Consider the following 19,737-nt stretch of genomic DNA (forward strand, 5'->3'; position numbering starts at 1 on the left):
CCCCGCATTTGGCTGGCCAACCCACCAAATTCGCTGGCTTACCCAGCACATTGCCGGGACTGGCGTGGGCGGGCAGTTAGGAGAGGGCGCGATCGAGGTCGAGCAGGAGGTCGTCGATCGTCTCGATGCCGACGCTGAGCCGGATCAGGTCCGCTGGGACCTCGAGCGGGGTGCCGGCGACCGAGGCGTGCGTCATCTTGCCGGGGTGCTCGATGAGGGACTCGACACCGCCGAGAGACTCCCCGAGCGTGAAGACCTCGGCCTTGTTGCAGATGTCCAGAGCCTGCGCCTCGCCGCCGGTGACGCGGAAGCTGACGATCCCGCCGAACCGCTTCATCTGCTTGGCGGCGGTCTCGTGACCCGGGTGCCCGTCGACGCCCGGGTACAGCACCTGGCTGACGGACTGGTGCCGCTGCAGGAACTCGACGACCTTCTCCGCGTTGTCGCTGTGCCGGTCCATCCGGACGCCGAGCGTCTTGATGCCGCGCAGCACCAGCCACGAGTCGAACGGCCCGGCGACGGCGCCGATCGCGTTCTGGTGGAAGGCGATCTTCTCCGCCAGCTCGGCGTCCCGCACGATCAGCGCGCCGCCGACCACGTCGGAGTGCCCGCCCATGTACTTCGTCGTCGAGTGCACGACGACGTCCGCGCCGAGCTCCAGCGGCTGCTGCAGGTACGGCGAGGCGAACGTGTTGTCGACGACCAGCAGGGCGCCGGCGTCGTGCGCGATCTGGGCGACGATGGCGATGTCCGCGACGTTCAGCAGCGGGTTGGTCGGGGTCTCCAGCCAGACGACCTTCGTCTTGCCCGGCTGGATCGCGGCCCGGATCGCCTCCGGGTGCGTGACCGCGGCCGGCGTCATCTCCACACCCCAGGTGCCCAGAACGCGGGCGAACAGGCGGAACGTGCCGCCGTACGCGTCGTCAGGGAAGACCACGTGGTCACCCGGCACGCACAGCGAGCGGATCAGGGTGTCCTCGGCGGCGAGACCGCTGGCGAAGGCGAAGCCGCGGGTGCCGGCCTCGATCGCAGCCAGACACTCCTCCAGCGCCGTGCGGGTCGGGTTCGCCGAGCGGGAGTACTCGTATCCGTTGCGCAGCCCGCCGACGCCGTCCTGCTTGTAGGTGCTGGTCGCGTAGATCGGCGGTACGACCGCGCCGGTCGTCGGGTCAGGCTCGTTCCCGGCGTGGATCGCGAGTGTTTCGAAGCCGTAGTGGTGTTCCGTGTTCACCGGACCAGCGTACGGCCTGGTCTGCTCGGGACCCGCAGGACGTCCGGTGCTGAGACCATCCGGGGGATCCGACTTGTCCACAGCCGCGTCGTACTGGGTGGCGAATGACCCATTGCGCCGCCTACGGTTGCGCACAGGGGGTTGTATCGGGTCATAAAGGGTTGCGGTCATGGAACCGGGCAAGGAAGGACGACGGCGCCGGATGAAGACGCAGGACAGGCCGCTCGACCAGGACGACCTGGCGATGGCGGATCTCGCCGAGATTCCGGACTGGACCGTGATCGCGGGGCCGGACGGCGACGAGGCCGGGCCGGAGGTCGTGCGCGCCCTGGTGCACCGGGTGATGGGCCAGACCGCCTGGCAGCCGTGGCCGCTGCAGGCCGGCGAGGTGATCGGCGCCGACATGGTCTCGTGGGGGTTCACCACGCAGCGCGGCACCACGATGATCGTGTTCGACGGCCTGGCATTCCCGGACTGCCCGGACAGCGGCTGGTCGGCGTACGAGATCGGCCCGGACGACATCGCCGCCGCCGAGTCCGGGCTCGACGCGCACTGGCCGGACCACCTCGCGCTCGCGACCAGGCACTGGGGGCAACCCGACTACGTCGGTGACGAGGGCAGCCCGACGTTCGCGGACGAGTGGGAGCCCGGCGCCGGGACCGGCCGCCGGCACCTCGCCGTCTGGCTGCGCCCGGGCGCCCAGATCCACCTCTACAGCACCAAGCCCAGCAAGGACCCGCTGACGACGTCTGTCGGGGTCAACTACGCCGTGTACATCGACTAGGAGACCCGATGAGCGAATCCTCCCAGGAAACCGGCGGACTGCGCGCGCGGGCCTCTCGGTGGAATGCCGCACGGCGCGGCCGGAAGACGCTGAAGGCGGCGTACACGCAGGCGGCCCGCGACGTGAAGCGCATGGACCCAGCGGTCCGTGAGCGGATCGGTCGCGCCAACATGACGAAGTCCGACCTGCAGCAGTTGGCGAGCCTCCACGTCGACGCAACCGTACGGCCCGGGCCGTACGGCGACCTCTCGCAGCGGCTCGGCCAGGCGGCGAGCGCCCGGCTGGAGGCGGCCGGTCCCGCACCCAGGCAACCCAGGATCTCCAGCCCCAGAAACCCGTTACGCCGGGTCGTCAACCGGTACTCACGCTGGGGACGGAACGAACGTCAAGGGACGAAGGTCCTCAAGGCCGCGCTCAAGCAGGCGGCGCGGGACGTGAAACGCACGGATCCGGCAGTGCAGGTCGCGATCGGCCGATCGACGCTGAACAGCGCGGACCTGGCGGCGCTGGCCTCGGGCCGGATGGATCAGGTGTTCCGGCCGGAGGGCCGGTTGCACGGAATGCCGGGGCAGCAGAACGGCGCTGGGCGGCAAGGGCAGGGCATCCAGTCCCGGGACGCGGTCCGGCAGGCGCCGTCGCCGCAGCAGTCCGAGCAGATGGCCCTGCGGATCGCGGCGCTGCAGCAGTCGATCCTGGAGAGCCAGCAGCAGACCCTCACGCTGATGCAGGAGAACAACCGCCTCCAGGCGGAGATGCGTCAACTGCTCGAGGCGCGCGTCCAGGAACTCCAGCAGGAAAACACCAACCCTGCTCTTGAACCGAGCCAGGACCAGCAACGGGAAGGCGACAACCAGCTCGAGGCGGGCAACGACCAGGAACCAGGCGAGCGCACCGAAGGCGAAGCCGAGGCCCGCACAGAAGGCGAGCCCCGCGCCGAGGGCAAGGCCGAGGTTGGCGAGGGCGAGCCTCAGGCTGTGGGTGAGCAGGCCGAGACCGGCGATCGTCCGGCGAGCGAGGCCCAGGTCGGCGACGACAACGGGCCGCAGCTCGGTGAAGGTGGAGAACCGCAGACGCCCCAGGCAGGCCCAGAGGTCGAAGGCGCGGAAGGGCAGAACCCCTCCGAGGCCTGGACCGTCTCGTCCGAAACCCAGGGCGAGTCCGTCAGGACCGCCGAAGCGCAAGAAGGCCTGCAGCCCACCGGCGAACTGGACGCACCCGCAGCCAGCTCGCAGGACCCGGCAAGCACCCCAGCACCAACCGTCGACCCCCAGCAACTGCCCGGCACCGACCCCCAACAGCCTGGCGTCACCCCGCAGGGGCCTGGGGTCAACGGGCAGCCGCCGCGTGGGGCCGATCCCCGGGAGGCTGCGGCCGACGCGCAGGGACTGCAGGAGCCCGCAGCCGGGGAGACGCCGAGGAGCACGCCCTCGACCCGTCGGGAACTCGTGGCAGACACAGCCGGGCCCGTCACCATCGATGCCGAGCTGATGCGATCTGCCGGCAATGTCACGGTCAGGGTCGACCCGAACTGCACGCAAGCCAGGTTGGAGATCTCGACCACCGACACCGAGGGGCCCTCGGCCGAGGCGGTGCAGCGCGCGACGCTCGGGCAGAGCCCCGACGGCGTACTCTCCGCGAAGGTTGCCGGCACCTCGAACGGCGCTGTGATCAGCACTGGGCACAATGGCATCCAGATCTCCGGATACAGCGGTTCGATCATGGTCAACGGCACGCAGATCAACGGCAATGGCTCCAACCTCACGGTGGGCCCGGCCCCGTCGCCGATCGAGGTGACCGCCGTCGTGCCGCCCGGGAGTGCGCTGAGCGCACGGACCCAGAGCGCCGACATCGAGGCGAGAGGCCTCGACACCGTCGACGCACAGACCCAGTCCGGTGATGTGAACGTGGACGTCGCGAGGACCGTCAGTGCTGACACCCAGTCCGGAGACGTGTCCGTCGGCCGGGTCCAGGACCTCGACGCGAGGGCACAGAGCGGGGACGTGTCGGTCGGCCGCGCAGAGGGCGAGGTGAGGGCGAAGACACAGAGCGGGAACGTTTCGGTCGACCGGTTCGCCGGCGGGACAGCGCGCGTGGGCTCCATGTCCGGCAACGCCCGGATCCACGTTGTCGACCAGGCCGCGAACGGGCCCAGGATCGTCCGCGCCGATTCGATATCTGGCAACGCAACCATCAGCACCTCGAGCGAAGGGGTCGCGCAGAACCTGAACGCCGACGCGACATCGCTGACCGGTCGCGCCAGCGCGCCGCCGCGTGCGTCCACCGCGCCACTGCACCAGTCGGGCCAGTCGGGCCAGTCGAGCCAGGGCGCCAGGCCGGACCACCAGATGCCGGGCCGGCAGTCGCCTACGGCCCGCGGCCCTGCTTCGGAAAAGTGACACGGACACTGCCGCGCTGTAGGTACACTCGCGGTCGACCGGAGGCACCTGTCAGAAGTCGGTCAGCGTCAGCTGCGTTTCTACTGGAGTGCCTTCGGTGAGGTTCTCCGCGGTTCGGACCGGCTTCTTGACGGGGAGGACGTAGGTGCCGGTCTTGGTGGGAAAGACGGAGGTCTGCCAGGTGGTGGTGCCTACCGTGACGGTGACCCGCACCGACCCGAAGCCCTTGCGGCGACCTTCGGTGAGGTCGGTGATCTCGTCGCTGATGTCCTCCGGCACCGTGACGAAGTACCAACTGCCTTCGCCCGGGTACTGCCACAGCGGCGTCGTGAACCGGTAGTCGCTCACTCGCCCACCGGGGTGCCGCGGCGAGCGAGAACGGCGGTGGCAGCGTCCAGCAGCACCGCGCGGATCTCCGCCTCGCTGACCGAGAGATCGAGCTCGGCGGACATCGCCGCCCCGATCGTCTCCACCGCGGCCGCCGCGCGCAGCCGGTCGGCGGCCGTCGGGTCCGGCCCGGCCAGCCACAGCTGGAACCGCCGGCTCCGAGCGATCAACTCGTCGAGGTCGTCCCCGAAGGCGGCGAGTACGGCGGCGATGTCGCGGAGCAGTGTCGGACCGGTCGCCCGGTGCGCGATGACCACGTCGACGTACGCGCCGAGCGCCTCACGCTCGTTCTCCGAGGACCACTCCATCGTCTCGGTCAGCCGCAGTACCTCGAACAGATCGTCCAGGAAGGTGCCGACGACCGCGCGCAGCAGCTGCTGCTTCGACGAGTAGTGGTAGTACAGCGACGCCTTGGTGATGCCGACCTGCTCGGCGATCTCGCGCAGGCTGGTCTTGTCGTACCCCTGGGTCGAGAACAGGTCGACCGCGGCGCGATGGATCTCCGCCTTGGTGTCCCGGGAACTGGTCGCGTGCTGCACGTCACCACCCTCTCACCTTCACTCGCCTACCGGTCGGCAGGTAGTCTACCTACCGACCGGCAGGTAGACAGTGTGTTCCAACCCTCAGGGAGGGGTCTCGGGGTGTTCACCAAACTCGGACGCTTCGTCGTCCACAATCCGTGGAAGGTGATCGCCGCCTGGGTGGTCGCGGCGGTGGCCGTGATCGCGTTCGCGCCGACGCTCGCGGACGTCACGACCAAGGACCAGGCGGCGCTGCTGCCCGACAAGTACGAGTCGGTGCAGGCGCAGAAGCTGGCCGTCGACGCGTTCGGGCAGACCAACGACGCGACCGCCAGCATCGTCGTCAAGCGGAACGCGGGCGGCGAACTGACCGCGGCCGACCAGGCCAAGGTCACCGAAGTGGCGGCCAAGATCACCGCGGCGAAGATCGACCGGGTCACCGCCGCGATCACCGGCCCGCAGGCGGTCTCGCCGAACAAGCAGGTCCAGATCATCAGCGTCGGCCTCAAGGGCACGCCGGACGAGCAGGCCGTGCTGGACGCCGTACAGAAGATCCGTGACGTCACCGGCGCCACCTTGACCGGCGCCGATCTCGAGTACGGCGTGACCGGCGACGCGGCGCTGATGCTCGACAACCAGGACGCGTTCAACAACGCCTTCATCGTGGTCGGAATCGCGACCGTCGTGCTGATCATCGGCCTGCTGCTGGTGATCTACCGCAGTCCGGTCGCCGCGTTCCTGCCGATCCTGACGGTCGGTCTGGTGTCGGCGATCGCGCCCGGCCTGATCGCACTGGTCGCGAAGGCGACCGATCTGCAGGTCACGCAGGACCTCCAGACGATCCTGACCGTCGTGCTGTACGGCGTCGGCACCGACTACATCCTGTTCCTGCTGTTCCGGTTCCGCGAACGCCTGCGCGCCGGCGAGCAGCCGAAGGAAGCGCTGGTGAACGCGGTCGCCCGGGTCGCCGAGGTGATCGTGTCGGCGGCGGGCGCGATCGTCGTCGCGTTCAGCGCCCTGCTGCTCGCGGTGTTCGGCGGGTTCAAGAGCCTCGGCCCGGGTCTCGCGATCGCGGTCGCGGTGATGGCGTTCGCGGCGATCACCCTGGTCCCGGCGGTCGTCTCGCTGCTCGGCCCGAAGGTGTTCTGGCCGTCGAAGTCGTGGCAGAAGACGCCGAAGGGCGCGATGTTCAAGCGGTTCGGCACGTTCACCGCGCGGCGTCCGGCGGTGGTCGCGGCGATCTCCGGCGGCGTGATGGTCGTGCTCGCGCTCGGCTCGCTCGGGATGAAGGTCGACTACGACGCGTTCAGCCAGCTGCCGGACGGCACCGAGTCGTCCCGCGCGATCAAAGACCTGCAGGCGGGCTTCCCGGCCGGCGCGCTGAACCCGACCACGGTCTACGTCAAGAGCAACGACGGTACGCCGCTGGATCCGGCCGAGCTCTCGGCGTACGCCGGGAAGCTGGCGAAGGTCGACGGTGTCGGCGGAGTGCTTCCGGCCGGCGCGGACGGCAGCATGGCGTTGCTGAACAAGGACAAGACCGTTGCCCAGCTCAACGTCGTACTCAAGAACGCGCCGTACGCGAACGCGTCGCTGGATCTGGTCGACGGAAAACTCCGGGATGCCGCGCACGCCGAGGCGCCGGCCGGGACGACCACGCTGCTCGGCGGCGTGACCGCCAGCTACACCGACATCCGGGACGCCAACAGCCGGGACCTCTCGGTGATCTTCCCGGTCGCCGGCGGGCTGATCGCGGTCATCCTCGCGCTGCTGCTGCGGTCGCTGATCGCGCCGTTGGTGCTGATGTTCGCGGTGGCGCTGAGCTTCTTCAGCTCGATCGGCGCGACGGTGTTCGTGTTCCAGGGCGCCGCCGGCCATGCGGGCGTGACGTTCTCGCTGCCGATCATGCTGTACCTGTTCGTCGTTGCCATCGGCACCGACTACAACATCCTGATGATCGCCCGGTTGCGCGAGGAGGCCGAACGCGGCACGGATCCACGGACCGCGGCCGACCGCGCGATCGAGCACGGCGGCCCGTCGGTGGCGGCGGCCGGGCTGATCCTGGCCGGCACGTTCTCGTCACTGATGCTGGCCGGTATGGCGCTGCTCACCGAGATGGGGTTCTCGGTCGCGGCCGGCATCGTGATCTCGGCGTTCGTGATGTCGAGCTTCCTGGTGCCGAGTGTGATCGCGCTACTCGGCCCCCGCGCCTGGTGGCCGCGCCGGATGAAGGTCAGCTCAGCTGCCCCCGAGGAGCGTGAGCTCCAACCGGTCGGCTGACAAGAACCCGCAGGCTGAGGGGTCCTGCGAGAATGACGGGTCCCGGACCTTTACTGGTCCGGGACCCGTCTACTTACGCTTGAGGCGGACGGTGAAGATCGGTAGCAGGACGTGGACGAGTGGGCCGATCGAGAGGGCGTAGACGACGGTGCCGACGCCGATCGAGCCGCCGAGCAGGAAGCCGGTTGCGAGGACGGTCAGCTCGAGGGACGTCCGCACGAGCCGGACGCTCAGACCGGTACGGCGTACCAGGCCGGTCATCAGGCCGTCGCGGGGGCCGGGGCCGAACTGGGCGCCGATGTAGAGGGCGCCGGCCAGCGCGTTGAGGACGACGCCGGACAGCATGAACACGATTCGCAGCCAGAGCGCGTCCGGGCGGTCGACCGTGGCCAGGGTGAGATCGGTGACCAGGCCGATCACGATCGCGTTGCTGATCGTGCCGAGTCCGGGCCACTGGCGCAGCGGGATCCAGGCGAGCAGTACGACGAAGCTCATCGCGATCACCACGGTCCCGAAGCTGAGCGGGATGTGCTTGGTGATGCCGGAGTGGAACACGTCCCACGGGTCGAGCCCGAGGTTGCCCTGGATCATCAGGCCCATCGAGGCGCCGTACAGGGTCAGGCCGACGTACAGCTGCACCAGGCGGCGCGGGAGGTGGCCTGCCTTCAGCTGCTGGATCGGGTTGAGGGGCGCGAGCTGACGCGGCGGGGCATCGGAGGTGGCAGTCACGAGATCCAGTGTCCGGCGTAAGTGGCCTGGTATTCGATAGCCAGTTGCGCGATAGTGGACTGCATGCAAGCCCGATATCTTCCCGCCAGCACGTTAAGCGGCCTGCTCGGCGAGTGGGCCGACGGGACCGGTCCGGCGTACCGGGTCCTGGCCGAGCGGCTCCGGCTGCTGATCGCGGACGGGCGGATCATGCCCGGCTCGCGGCTGCCGAGCGAGCGCGAACTGACCGAGGCGCTGGGGGTGAGCCGTACGACGGTGGCGTCCGCCTATCGCGAGCTGCGTGACAGCGGGTACCTGACGAGCCGGCGTGGTTCGGGGAGCGTCACCGCGCTGCCGTCGAAGATCGAGCCGGAGCTCGGGCGGCACCACGCGCCCGGGATCGACACCGACGGGCTGTACGACTTCACCTGCGCGGCGCCGGCCGCAGTGCCGGGGATCAGCACGGCGGTGGCGTCGGCGGCCGGCGAGCTGCCGATGCACCTCGCCACGCCCGGGTACCACCCGCAGGGCCTGCCGGTACTGCGTTCCGAGATCGCGGCGGCGTACTGCGAACGCGGGTTGCCGACGTCGGCGGATCAGATCATCGTCACCGCCGGGGCGCTCGCCGCGACATCGATCGCGGTCCGGGCGATCACGCAGATCGGCGACCGGGTCCTCACCGAGAGCCCGACACATCCGAACTCGGTGGACGCGATCCGGCGCAGCGGTTGCCGCGTGGTCGCCGTACCGATGTCGCCCGGCGGGTGGGACCTGCCCTTGCTGGAGGCAACGATTCGGCAGACGGCGCCGCGGGCCGCGTGGATGGTGGTGGACTTCCAGAATCCGACCGGTTTCCTGATGTCCGCGGCGGATCGGCAGCGGCTGGCACTGGCGTTCGCGCGGTCGCGGACGACGGCGATCGTGGACGAGACGCTGTTCGAGCTGTCGCTGGACGGGCAGGAGATGCCGCCGCCATTCGCTTTGTACGACCCGGACGGCGTGATCACGGTCGGGTCGGTGAGCAAGTCGTTCTGGGGCGGGCTGCGGATCGGATGGATGCGGGTGCCGGAGGCGCTGGTCGCGCGCATTCTGGACGCGCGCGCGTCGATGGATCTCGGTGCGCCGGTGCTGGAGCAGTTGGTCGTCGCGGACCTGCTGCGGCGCCGATCCGAATTGCTGCCGGAGCGCCGGGCGTCGCTGGCAGCGCGGCGAGATGCGTTGGCCGCCGCGGTGTCCGCCGAGCTTCCGTCGTGGAGGTTCCGGCTGCCGTCGGGTGGGTTGTCGCTCTGGTGCGAGCTGCCCGAACCGGTCGGCTCCAGCCTCGTCGGCGTCGCCCAGCGCAACGGCGCGCTCCTGGTCGCGGGGTCCCGCTTCTCCCCCGACGGCGGCCTCGAGTCGTTCATCCGCCTCCCGTTCACGCTCGACGTGGACTCACTACGCGAGGGCGTCACCCGCCTCGCCACGTCGTACGCCTCCCTCACCACCAGCGGCGCTCCCACCCGCCGGACTGGGGTGATGATCGCCTAGGGCGGACGCCAGCCACTCACCAACCTCCCGCGGCCGGGTCGGCCCACGCTCAGGCGCCCGCTCGGAGCGGCCCGTTGGGGCGGTTGGTGAGTGCCGCAGGTCCGCCCGCTACGCCATCGTCCCGTAAGGCGGACGCCCAGGCCATCACAATTGGCCCCGCCCGCCGCGCGCCCGCGGGGCGCCCCCCGGAGCGCGTAATTGTGATGGCGTGGCGGTCCGCACGTCATCGCGCCGTAAGGGGTACGGGGAAGGTTCACCCGGTCAGGGGCGTTGAGGGACTATGAGAGTCACACTGCGAGAGGCGTGAGAATGTCGTTCTTCACCCGCAACACCGCCATGGTCGAGCCGCAGGCCGCACTGCCCGGCCGGCCCACCCCCGGCTTCGCCGTACCGGACGAGAACATCGTCCTGCACACGCCGCAGACCGCTGCCGCACCCGAGGGCTTCGAGGAGGTCTGGTTCGGCACCGGATGCTTCTGGGGCACCGAGGAGATCTTCTGGCAGCAGCCGGGTGTGTACACCACGGCCGTCGGGTACGCGGGCGGTTTCAGCCCGAACCCGTCGTACGAGGAAGTGTGCACCGGGCGCACCGGTCACGCGGAGGCCGTCCGGGTCGTGTACGACCCGACCAAGACCACCTTCACCGACCTGCTGAAGGTCTTCTGGGAGACCCACGACCCGACCCAGGGCATGCGGCAGGGCAACGACCTCGGTTCGCAGTACCGCTCGGCGATCTACTACACCACCGACGCCCAGCGCGCCGAGGCCGAACGCACCCGCGACCTCTACGCCCCCGTCATCAAGCCCCTCGGCTACGACGACATCACCACCGAAATAGCCCCCGCCACCACGTTCTACTACGCAGAGGGCTACCACCAGCAGTACCTCCACAAGAACCCGAACGGCTACCGCTGCCACAGCAACACCGGCGCGAAGTTCCCGGCTGACGCCTGACAGATTCACCGCGATGCCCCTGGACTCCCTGAGTTCGGGGGCATCAGGCATCTACGGCACTTTCGAGTTGCTCCGACTGCTGGTCGGGCGCGCTGTCTCGGGCGCGCCGACGCGCAACTACCAGGACGACGGCTCCAGGCAGAGTTGCGGCCAGCGCGAGTACGCCGTACAACACCGCGACGGTGACGCCCAGCGTCGCGCCCAGCCCGACCGAGCTGAACGCCCATGCGGCCGCGCCCTCGCGCGGGCCCCAGCCTGCGATGTTCGTCGGCACCGCCGAGGCCGTCAGCACGACCAGTGCCAGAGGCAGCAACCGAGCCAGCGACACGTCCGCCCCGGTGGCTCGCACCGCGATCAGGAACACAGCGGCGTGGCCGACCACGGCGACGGTGGAGGCGACCAGGATGCCCGGCCAGGCCCGCGGCGCGAGGACCGCGTCGCGGAGGTCGCTGGTGAACGCGCGTCCGATCCGCGAGGAGAGGCGACGTCGGTTCAGGCAGAGGGGTACGGCGATCAGCGCCACAGCGGCGACGACCACGACCGTCACGGCGACCGACGGAACAAAGGAGCCAGCAGGCCAGGACAGCAGGAACAGCACGCCGACCGTCAGCACGATCTGTACCGCAAATCCCGACGCCCGCTCCCACGCGACCGCCCGCAGGCTCCGGCCCAGGTCGCCCACCTCGCGCCCGTGGCGCACAGCGCGGTGTACGTCGCCCATCACCCCGCCGGGCAGCGTGGAGTTGAGGAACTGGGACCGGTAGTACGCGGCCACCGCGGTGCTCAGCGGTATCTCGACGCCGAGCCCGCCCGCGACGAGCCTCCACCGCCATGCACAGCACAACGTGGTCAGCGACGTGATCGCGATGGCCGCGGCGAGCGGCCAACCCGTCGTCAGTCGGAGCCCGTCCAGCAGTGGACCCGTACCCACCCGCCACACGAGAACGGCGAGGATCACAGCGCCGCCTGCCATGCGCGCCCAGGTCCAGATGCTTCGGCTGATGGCGATTCCGATCTCGTAGTTGGAACCGGATGAACCGGTGCGACGCTGTTCTCGTATGACCGTCGTACCCGCAGATACGGAGGCATTGTGCGTCTGGTTCAAGGTCGAGTGCGCAGCATCCTGACCGGCCAGCTCGCCGGCTTCGCTTGTCTGCTCGTGCTCCTCGGTGTGCTCGCGGCAACCACTGGCCTCGACGTCGCCGGCTGGGCGGCCGGCGTCGCCTCCGGAGCCGGCCTTGCCGCGCTGACCGCCCGCTCTATGGCGCATCACCGTCGTGACGGGCTGGGGCCCGCGGACAGAGTGACACTGGCTCGCGCGGTCCTCGCCTGCGGGGTCGCGGCGCTCACGGCGGACTCGTTCGGCGGCCAGACGCCGGTGACGATTTTCGTGGCGATCTCGACGATCGCGCTGGTCCTCGACGGGGTGGACGGTCAGGTCGCTCGGCGTACCGGCACCGCTTCGGCGTTCGGCGCGCGCTTCGACATGGAAGTCGACTCGTTCCTCGTTCTGGTCCTGAGCGTGTACGTCGCACACACGATGGGCTGGTGGGTGATCGCATTCGGTGCAGCCCGCTACGTGTTCGTAGCTGCAGGCTGGGCGCTGCCATGGCTGCGCGGCTCGCTCCCGCCCCGCTACTGGGCCAAGGTCGTCGCCGCGATCGTGGGCATCGCGCTGACCGTCGCGGCTGCCCGCATCCTGCCCGATGCCGTGACCACGGTGATGCTGCTGATCGCGCTGGGACTGCTGGCTGAGTCGTTCGGCCGTCACACCTGGGGGCTCTGGCGCGTCGCCGGAGGCCCGCCGGGCACTCGTGCCACCGTGACGACGGCGCTGGCCGTGCTCCTGGTCTGGGCTGCGCTCCTCGTGCCGGACCACACCGGCGACCTGTCACCGGCCGCCTTCCTCCGGATCCCGCTCGAGGGCCTGGTGCTGATCGTCCTCGTCTGCGTACTGCCGTCGAGACTCGCGCGGATCCTCGCACTGATCAGCGGTCTCCTCGCCGGGGTGCTGATGATCACGCGGCTGCTCGACAGAGGCTTCTACTTCGCCTTCGACCGCCCCTTCCACCCCGTCTACGACGCGGCGTACGCCGGCTCGGCGCTGGAGGTGCTCGGCGACTCGATCGGCCGCGTCGGCGCCCTCGCAGTCTTCATCGGAGCCGGAGTCCTCTGCGTGGCCCTGCTCGCCCTGCTGCCGCTGTCGGCAGTGCGGGTGACCCGGCTCGTGGCGAGACATCGGTGGCCGACGATCCGGGTCGTAGCCGTCCTGGCCGCGATCTCGATCGTGCCCGCGCTGACCGGCGCCTGGCCCGTACGACAGCTCGCCTCGGCCTCCGCAGCTCGGCTCGCCACGCAGGTCGGTGACGACCTCCGCGACCAGCGGGAGTTCGTACGGGCGCTCGAGCAGGATCCCTTCCGCGACACCCCGGGCAACGACTTGCTGACCGGTCTGAGGGGCAAGGACGTGCTCCTCGTCTTCGTCGAGAGCTACGGACGCACGGCGCTCGACTCTCCTGTAGTCGGGTCGGCGCTCGAGGCCGGGGACCGGCGGCTGCAGCAGGCCGGCTTCTCCTCGCGCAGCGGCTTCCTCACTTCGCCGACCTTCGGCGGCATCAGCTGGCTGGCGCACTCCACCCTGCAGTCCGGGCTGTGGGTGAACAACCAGCAGCGGTACGACCACCTCGTCACCCTCGACCGGCTCACACTCACTGACGCGTTCGGTCGCGCCGGCTGGCGGACAGTCGCCGACGTACCGTCCAACAACAAGGACTGGTCGGTGGCGAAGAGGTACTACCACTACGACATGGTCTACGACCGCAGGAACGTGGGGTACGCCGGGCCGTCGTTCAGCTATGCCTCAATGCCTGACCAGTACACCCTGGCCGCGCTCCAGCGGCTGGAGTTGGGGAAGCAGAACCGCGCTCCCGTCATGGCCGAGGTCGATCTGGTTTCCAGCCACACGCCCTGGGCACCGCTCCCCCGGCTCGTCGACTGGAGCCGGGTGGGTGACGGTTCGGTCTTCGACCCGATGCCGGCCGAGGGCGACTCGCCGGAAGACGTCTGGCGGCAGCCGGACCGGGTGAAGGCCGCGTATGCCCAGTCCATCGCGTACTCACTCGACGCCCTGACCTCATTCGTACAACAACTCCAGGACCCCAACCTGGTGCTCGTGGTCCTCGGCGACCATCAACCGGCCAGCATCGTGTCGGGAAACGGGGCGAGCCACGACGTACCGGTGAGCATCATCGCCGCCGACCCAGCCGTGACGGATCGGGTAGCGGACTGGGGCTGGCGGGACGGGCTGCGGCCAAACACGGACGCACCGGTCTGGCCGATGGACACCTTCCGCGACCGCTTCCTCACCGCCTACGGCCGCTAGCCGCCAACACGAGTGTCCCGTTTCCTGCCGACGTCCGACCTTGAGTTTGTGGGGCCGGTCGCCGGGTACCTGCGGAGTGGCTGGGGGCCTGGTATGTGGTCGTGAAGTACATGATCAGGATCAGGAGGCAGGGACATGGCCGGAACAGGCGTCGCGGGCAGACTGGTGAAGGCCTGGGGGACCGGGGTCAAGGACTTACCACGAAACACGTCCTGGCTGCTGTCGAAGGCGTTGACGCCGCTGGAGGCGACGAAGGACGCGGCCGGCGGCGCGACGCACGTGGCGGGGAGCGGACTGGTGGACATCGCTCGCCACGCGGGAGCTTCTGTCCTGGACGCGCTGCCCGTCGGCGACTCGATCGAACTCAGGCTTCAGCGCGCCAGAGCCGCGGCGGACGAGGCCCAGCAGGCGGAGGAGAAGGCAGTACGCGAGGCCGAGGAGGCGAAGGCGCGCAGCGACGAGGCGCGTCAGGTGGCCGAGCGATGCCGGGCGTACGTGCGCGACGTCGAACGGGAGCAGGCGCAGGAGGTCAGCGACAAGGTCTCCGAGGCCCGCCGTGAGGCCGATGCGCGGGTCGAGCGGGCTCGTGCTTCGGCGCAAGCGGACGCCGACCGCGTGGTGGAACGGGCGAAGGCGGAAGCGGACGACCGGGTCGCGAAGGCACGTGAGGAGGCCGAGGCGGCGCAGTCGAAGGCCAAGCAGACGATGGCCGACGCGACGGCCAGCCTTGCGGAGGCCAGGCGGCTGGCGGACGAGGCCACCGAAGCGACGAAGGCGGCTGCCGAGGAGGCACACCGACAGGCCGCGCAATTGGCCGCGAACGCCGATCGCGAGGCCAAGAGCGCCGACGAACGGGTCCGCGAGGCCGAGCGGGTCCGGTCTCGCGCCAGCACACGGCGCAAGCGCAACGGACGGACCGAAAGCGCCGCCGACCTCAACGAGATGACCAAGACGGACCTGCTGAACCTTGCGACGACCGAGGACGTCAAGGGCAGGTCGGCGATGAGCAAGACCGAACTGGTGACCGCCCTCAAACGCTCGACCGGAACGAAGCGGAACTAGCGAGGAGTGGAGACGACCATGGGACTGTTTCACAGGAAGAGCCGGTGGGAGCGGATTGTCGAGCCGATCGCGACCGGCGCGACGAAAGCGATGCGCCGTAGTGCCGTGCGCAACAGCCTTGCCGCCGCCGCTGCCGCGATCGGCATGAGCGCTGCCAGCGCGGCGGTCTCCTCACGGCGGCAGAAGGACAAGCGATGAAGCTGCGCAGTCTCGTGGTGTTCGGCGTGGGGTACGTGCTCGGGGCCAAGGCGGGACGTGAACGCTATGTACAGATGGTCGAAGCGGTCAAGACAGCGTCGCAGCGATTCGACGAGGCCCGCCGTCAACGTGAAAAGCCTTCCCGAGCTGGGAGCGACGGGCTCGACAGCTATCTGGACGAGACCAGCCGGAACTAGCACCCTGGCCGGCGGCGCTGTCGTACACACGTCGCTGGTCGCGCGACTGCTCGGACTGCGGCTCCTGACAGTTGAGGGGACGGTTCTGCTGGCACCGGTCTCGTACGGCGTCTCGCCGCCGGACACCCTGCGCACGCCGGACGCCCTGCGCACGCCTGCCCAACTGGACGCCACGATCGTGCCCAGGGGAATTGGAGCAAGGCTAGGCCCGTCGGCACGGTTGCTCGACGAGAGCATCGACGATCTGCGAGCTCTGGACCGCTGAACGCCGGAGAGGAGCTCGGCGCTCCTGATCAGAGGTGGCGGCGGGCGAGGTGGACATGGATCTGGCCGTCGATTTCCACGGTTTCGGGGAGGGTCTGGAGGGTTCGGCGGAAGACTTCGTCTCGGTCGGCGGGTGGGAGCATGACGTACGCCGAGACCGTCGAGAGTTGTCCGATGTAGTCGGCGGCGCTCATCGTCAGGCGTCGTTCGATCACCGCCTGACGGACGTCGGTGAACCACTCGGACTGCTGGAGCTCCGTGCCAGGCCATTGCATCGGGCGATCCTCGGGGGTGCCGTCGGGTGACGGGACACCGTCGTCCTGCAGGTACGGCGCACGTGCCGCCCGCGCGGCCTCCTTGAGGGCCGGGTCGGCGAGCTGGATCGGTACGCCGAACGAGGCAAACACGCCACCCGGCTGGACGAGTTCGGCCATGCGCTCCCACCGGCCTTCAGGGTTGGTCCAGTGGAGCGCGGCCGCCGAATACACCAGCTCGTACGACGAATCCAGCGGCAGGTCCTCGAATGCGGCTTGCACGGTTGGGACGTCTGCCGGCAGGTGTTTGCGCAGCTCCGCGAGCATGGCCGCGTCAGGCTCTGTCGCCGTGACCGCGATTCCTCCCTGCGCGAACAGGCGCGTCGCCTTGCCTGTCCCGGCGCCGATCTCGAGGGCGGTCCGGATCGGCGCACCGGCGTACGCCGTCACCAGATCGAGGAGTTCCACGGGGTACCCAGGCCGGAACCGTTCGTACGCCTCCGCCACTGTCCCAAAGCTCAACGCGCGCGCAACCATGCCTGCATCCTGGCATCTTCCACACCACTACTGCTTGGCATTTTGTCGAGCCCGTCGGGGACCGCAACCCAACGACCGTCGGCGCGGGCGCCGGCTATGAACAACTCACGGGGCTACACCGTGTGGGCGTAGCCCGGCTGATTGGTGTGGTCGCCGGCGTCGTCACCTGTGCTGTACAGGCGGACTGTCAGCCCGTCTGGGTCGTAGACGTCGACCACCCAGCCACGGGTGCCACCCTTGATCCCGGAGTGTCGTACGCCGAGACCGTCGAAGTGCGCGATCCACGCCTCGGCGGCCGTACGGTCGGCAATCGCGAAGCTCACCGGGTCGAATCCGGCGTTGCCGACCGCGGCCTGCGCGTTCTGCCGCAGGGCTACCGGGACGCCCGCACCGGGCAACCGCCCGCCGACGCCGCGTACGACGCCGTCGTCGTCAGGAAACTCCAGCTCGACGGTGTAGCCGAGCACCCGTTCGTACCACTCGCGGCTGCGGGCCAGATCGCTGACCGGCAGCTTGACGTGGTGGATGCCGGTGAACCTCACATCTGCCATCCCTACCCCCACACTCCGTTTGCACCCGAAGGCCGAGCGCCGCAGCATCGCCCCCTGGATCCGACGAACCCGCCTCGAGCGTAGCAACTGCAACTCCGGCTGACGTGGAGTTGCGCTCAAATGCGCTGCTCTGCAGGGAAACCGGTCCAACGGAGGTCAGCGGGTAGGTGTTGCATGTCGTTGTAGACGAGGACCGAGGAGGGGCGGCCGGGGGCGTATCGGATGACTGTCAGGGCGGCATTGCAGTGGTTGAGGCTTAGCCACCGCCAGTTCGGCGCGTCCATGGCATGTCCGACCAGCCAGCCGATCAGGAAGTTGTGGGTCACCACTAGCTCGCGCCGTTCGTCCGCGCCGTCCACCGGACCGGCAAAGCGCTCCAGAGCCAGACGAGCAAGCTCAGGTCCGCGCTCGAGCTCCTCGGGTGTTGCCTGCTGGAGGAAGCGGAGCAGGTCGTCAGCCGACTCCGCCGGCAGCTCGTCCCTCTCCGGCACATACGGGACGTAGTCCCCAGCCACTTCCGAAACCTCAAGCGGGGCTTCCAACTCCAGTTCCTCCCGCACCAGACGCGCAGTCTGAACCGCCCGCGGAAGCGGACTGTGATGAACAGCGGCGAAAGGAACGTCTCCCAGCCGCCGCCCAAGCAACACCGCCTGCCGACGCCCCCGTTCGGTCAACCCACTCCCATCCGCCATCGCCTCACCATGCCTGACCAGGTAGAGGTAACGGGTACTGCGCTCACTCGTCATTGACTCGTCCACCCTCTACTGGACGCCGTCCGACCCACCCCGGTTCGCCGCCGCTGGCGACCGCGCTCAGTATTTCCAGGCTCCTAGTTGGTGGTTGTCGGTGTCGTGGATTACTAGTTGGCCGTGGCGGGTTGGTACGTCGAAGATCAGCCAGCCTGCGGTTTGTTCGCCTTGGTTGAGGATTGCCGCGGCCAGGGGTGGGTCGAAGGTGGTTGAGGTGACAATTGCGTCGCCGCTGTAGGTGGTGCCGTTGGCAACGGCGGTGATCTCGATCAGGTCTTGCTGGTCGATGAGGGCTCGTAGCGTCACGTACGCGCCCATGTACAAGCCATGTTCGGGCTGGTCGAAGTCGTCGCCGGTTGTGAACTTCAGACGCGTGACGGTGACCTCCAGCTGGGCGGCGCCGGACTCGCCGTACACCGTCAGCTTGTCGCCGATCTTTCCGATCGAAGGTGGCGTCACCACCCACACCGTGGCGGGCTCGAAGTGCACGGTCCCGCCGAGGTCGTCGACCACGGTCTGGACGGCCTGTCGCTTGCCTGCCAAGGAGACGGTGCACGGGATCTTCCCGCCGACCTCGACGACCCGGATGAGCGGCGTACCGCAGTCGATCGAGGCACCCGCGGCCTGCGCCGGAAGCCTGGACCGGATCTCGGTGACGACCTTTCCGGTGTCGATGAGGGCCTTGGCCGGTTTGAGTTCGTAGGTGTAGTCGCCGTCGGTCACATGGCTCAACGTCACGGTCACCGGCAGTTGGGTGCCGGCCACATCGGCTGTGCACTGGAAGGTCTTGCCCTCGGCGACTTTCACGTCCTTCGGGCAGGAGACAGCGCCGACCTGTATGTCGGGAACGTGCTCGCGCAGGTACGTCGTGACTGCCGCAGCCGTCCGGTCCGAATCGACCGTACCGCCCCCGACGGTGACCTCGGCCGAGCATCCCGCCAACACCGCAGCGAGCAGCGCCGCGGCCGATCGAGACGACCTCTGTGAACTGGTGATTGCAGGCACGACGACCCCCCGCCATCTGAGATGGGCGGCGGCTCCCCCCGCGTCACGGTCCGCAGTCCTGGCTCAGGACGTTACTCCTCGCCGTACCTGGGAAGAAGGTCCTGTCCTGCCGTCGGGGATGATTGGCCGGTGTCGATCACCGCAAGCCATGAGCTGACTCCCGAAACGAACATTGGCCGCCCTGGCCGGCTGATTCTGCTGAACGGTACGTCGAGTTCCGGCAAGTCGAGCATCGCGGCGGAACTGCTCGGCTCGTTGGACGGCACCTGGTTTCATCTGGCGATCGACCAGTTCCATCGGATCCGGGCCAAGCGGGAGATGTCGGACGAGGCGTTCCTGTCCGTGTTCCAGCGAACGGTGCTCGGATTCCACCGGGCCGTTGCCGGGATGGCTGCGGCGGGGAACGACGTGGTGGTGGATCACATCGTCGGTGAGAGGTGGCGGCTCGCGGATTGCCTGACGGTGTTCGGCGGGCTGCAGGTCCTGTTCGTCGGTGTTCGTTGCTCGCTGCCCGAACTCGAGCGACGCGAACGCGAGCGCGGCAACCGCACGATCGGCAGAGCCGCGGCGCAGTTCCCGATCGTCCACCAGCACGGCGTGTACGACGTGGAGGTGGACTCGGAACACAGCACCCCGGCCGAATGCGCTGCGATGATCCGCGACCGCCTCGACGCAGGCGCACCGACAGCGTTCGATCGACTCCGAGCGATCTGAGCAAGGGCGCCCCCAGATCAGAGGCGCCCCTTTGGG

Annotated in this window: 19 protein-coding genes; 10 read left to right on the forward strand and 9 right to left on the reverse strand. The window is 69.0% G+C overall.

The genetic code is table 11. The features are described from left to right. Positions 1 to 76: 76 nt before the first annotated feature. Positions 77 to 1,231 carry a cystathionine gamma-synthase gene (locus E0H45_RS02865; protein ID WP_131334702.1) on the reverse strand — a complete coding sequence of 385 codons (1,155 nt, stop codon included), beginning with the start codon at positions 1,229 to 1,231 and terminating at the stop codon, positions 77 to 79. A gap of 169 nt (positions 1,232 to 1,400) precedes the next feature. Here E0H45_RS02865 and E0H45_RS02870 point away from each other — a divergent pair, with 169 nt between their 5' ends. Together E0H45_RS02870 and E0H45_RS02875 are read left to right on the forward strand one after the other, a co-directional pair. Further along, complete coding sequence (locus tag E0H45_RS02870) at positions 1,401 to 2,015, forward strand: hypothetical protein (RefSeq protein ID WP_238154768.1); 615 nt, start codon at positions 1,401 to 1,403, stop codon at positions 2,013 to 2,015. A gap of 8 nt (positions 2,016 to 2,023) precedes the next feature. Then, positions 2,024 to 4,411 carry a DUF4097 family beta strand repeat-containing protein gene (locus E0H45_RS02875; RefSeq protein ID WP_131334703.1) on the forward strand — a complete coding sequence of 796 codons (2,388 nt, stop codon included), beginning with the start codon at positions 2,024 to 2,026 and terminating at the stop codon, positions 4,409 to 4,411. A gap of 51 nt (positions 4,412 to 4,462) precedes the next feature. Here E0H45_RS02875 and E0H45_RS02880 read toward each other — a convergent pair whose 3' ends face one another. Together E0H45_RS02880 and E0H45_RS02885 are read right to left on the reverse strand one after the other, a co-directional pair. Then, positions 4,463 to 4,759, reverse strand: a complete 297-nt coding sequence (locus E0H45_RS02880; RefSeq protein ID WP_202872175.1) for a DUF1905 domain-containing protein — start codon at positions 4,757 to 4,759, stop codon at positions 4,463 to 4,465. Further along, entirely contained in the window at positions 4,756 to 5,337 is a 582-nt protein-coding gene (locus E0H45_RS02885) for a TetR/AcrR family transcriptional regulator (protein ID WP_131334704.1), read from the reverse strand. Before E0H45_RS02885 ends, E0H45_RS02880 begins: the two co-directional genes overlap by 4 nt. Before the next feature lie 102 nt (positions 5,338 to 5,439). On the opposite strand from E0H45_RS02885, the gene E0H45_RS02890 reads away from it, so the two are divergent. Next, positions 5,440 to 7,599: an MMPL family transporter gene (locus E0H45_RS02890; protein WP_131334705.1), complete on the forward strand. Its 2,160-nt coding sequence runs from the start codon at positions 5,440 to 5,442 to the stop codon at positions 7,597 to 7,599. 69 nt (positions 7,600 to 7,668) lie between these two features. Here the strand turns inward: E0H45_RS02890 and yczE are convergent, their stop codons facing one another. After that, positions 7,669 to 8,328, reverse strand: a complete 660-nt coding sequence (gene yczE, locus E0H45_RS02895) for a membrane protein YczE (RefSeq protein ID WP_131334706.1) — start codon at positions 8,326 to 8,328, stop codon at positions 7,669 to 7,671. 63 nt (positions 8,329 to 8,391) lie between these two features. On the opposite strand from yczE, the gene yczR reads away from it, so the two are divergent. Together yczR and msrA are read left to right on the forward strand one after the other, a co-directional pair. Beyond that, on the forward strand, positions 8,392 to 9,834 hold the full coding sequence (gene yczR, locus E0H45_RS02900) for a MocR-like transcription factor YczR (protein WP_131334707.1): 1,443 nt from the start codon (positions 8,392 to 8,394) through the stop codon (positions 9,832 to 9,834). Positions 9,835 to 10,143: 309 nt separating this feature from the next. Next, positions 10,144 to 10,788, forward strand: coding sequence for a peptide-methionine (S)-S-oxide reductase MsrA (gene msrA / locus E0H45_RS02905; protein WP_131337617.1), 645 nt, complete (start codon positions 10,144 to 10,146; stop codon positions 10,786 to 10,788). A 43-nt stretch (positions 10,789 to 10,831) separates the two neighbouring features. Here the strand turns inward: msrA and E0H45_RS02910 are convergent, their stop codons facing one another. Beyond that, positions 10,832 to 11,761 carry a lysylphosphatidylglycerol synthase transmembrane domain-containing protein gene (locus E0H45_RS02910; protein WP_131334708.1) on the reverse strand — a complete coding sequence of 310 codons (930 nt, stop codon included), beginning with the start codon at positions 11,759 to 11,761 and terminating at the stop codon, positions 10,832 to 10,834. 138 nt (positions 11,762 to 11,899) lie between these two features. Here E0H45_RS02910 and E0H45_RS02915 point away from each other — a divergent pair, with 138 nt between their 5' ends. The 4 genes from E0H45_RS02915 to E0H45_RS02930 all read left to right on the forward strand — a co-directional run bounded on the left by E0H45_RS02915 (position 11,900) and on the right by E0H45_RS02930 (position 15,627). After that, positions 11,900 to 14,170: a CDP-alcohol phosphatidyltransferase family protein gene (locus E0H45_RS02915; protein WP_131334709.1), complete on the forward strand. Its 2,271-nt coding sequence runs from the start codon at positions 11,900 to 11,902 to the stop codon at positions 14,168 to 14,170. Between the two features lie 135 nt (positions 14,171 to 14,305). Then, positions 14,306 to 15,232: a hypothetical protein gene (locus E0H45_RS02920; RefSeq protein ID WP_131334710.1), complete on the forward strand. Its 927-nt coding sequence runs from the start codon at positions 14,306 to 14,308 to the stop codon at positions 15,230 to 15,232. An 18-nt stretch (positions 15,233 to 15,250) separates the two neighbouring features. Continuing rightward, on the forward strand, positions 15,251 to 15,430 hold the full coding sequence (locus tag E0H45_RS02925; RefSeq protein WP_131334711.1) for a hypothetical protein: 180 nt from the start codon (positions 15,251 to 15,253) through the stop codon (positions 15,428 to 15,430). Beyond that, positions 15,427 to 15,627, forward strand: a complete 201-nt coding sequence (locus E0H45_RS02930; protein ID WP_198682517.1) for a hypothetical protein — start codon at positions 15,427 to 15,429, stop codon at positions 15,625 to 15,627. Before E0H45_RS02925 ends, E0H45_RS02930 begins: the two co-directional genes overlap by 4 nt. 293 nt (positions 15,628 to 15,920) lie before the next feature. On the opposite strand, the gene E0H45_RS02935 is transcribed toward E0H45_RS02930, so the two are convergent. The 4 genes from E0H45_RS02935 to E0H45_RS02955 form a co-directional block, all read right to left on the reverse strand. Next, positions 15,921 to 16,682, reverse strand: coding sequence for a class I SAM-dependent methyltransferase (locus tag E0H45_RS02935; protein ID WP_131334712.1), 762 nt, complete (start codon positions 16,680 to 16,682; stop codon positions 15,921 to 15,923). A gap of 113 nt (positions 16,683 to 16,795) precedes the next feature. Then, positions 16,796 to 17,233: a VOC family protein gene (locus E0H45_RS02945; RefSeq protein ID WP_131334713.1), complete on the reverse strand. Its 438-nt coding sequence runs from the start codon at positions 17,231 to 17,233 to the stop codon at positions 16,796 to 16,798. A 116-nt stretch (positions 17,234 to 17,349) separates the two neighbouring features. Then, positions 17,350 to 17,979 (reverse strand): histidine phosphatase family protein, encoded by a 630-nt coding sequence (locus E0H45_RS02950; protein ID WP_131334714.1) that lies wholly within the window; start codon positions 17,977 to 17,979, stop codon positions 17,350 to 17,352. A gap of 66 nt (positions 17,980 to 18,045) precedes the next feature. Then, positions 18,046 to 18,987: a DUF4333 domain-containing protein gene (locus E0H45_RS02955; protein WP_131334715.1), complete on the reverse strand. Its 942-nt coding sequence runs from the start codon at positions 18,985 to 18,987 to the stop codon at positions 18,046 to 18,048. Positions 18,988 to 19,116: 129 nt separating this feature from the next. Between E0H45_RS02955 and E0H45_RS02960 the strand changes: the two genes are divergently transcribed. Then, entirely contained in the window at positions 19,117 to 19,701 is a 585-nt protein-coding gene (locus E0H45_RS02960) for a chloramphenicol phosphotransferase CPT family protein (RefSeq protein ID WP_238154769.1), read from the forward strand. Positions 19,702 to 19,737: the final 36 nt, after the last annotated feature.

The sequence above is a fragment of the Kribbella soli genome (genome assembly GCF_004331345.1).
In the GTDB taxonomy this organism is placed as follows: domain Bacteria; phylum Actinomycetota; class Actinomycetes; order Propionibacteriales; family Kribbellaceae; genus Kribbella; species Kribbella soli.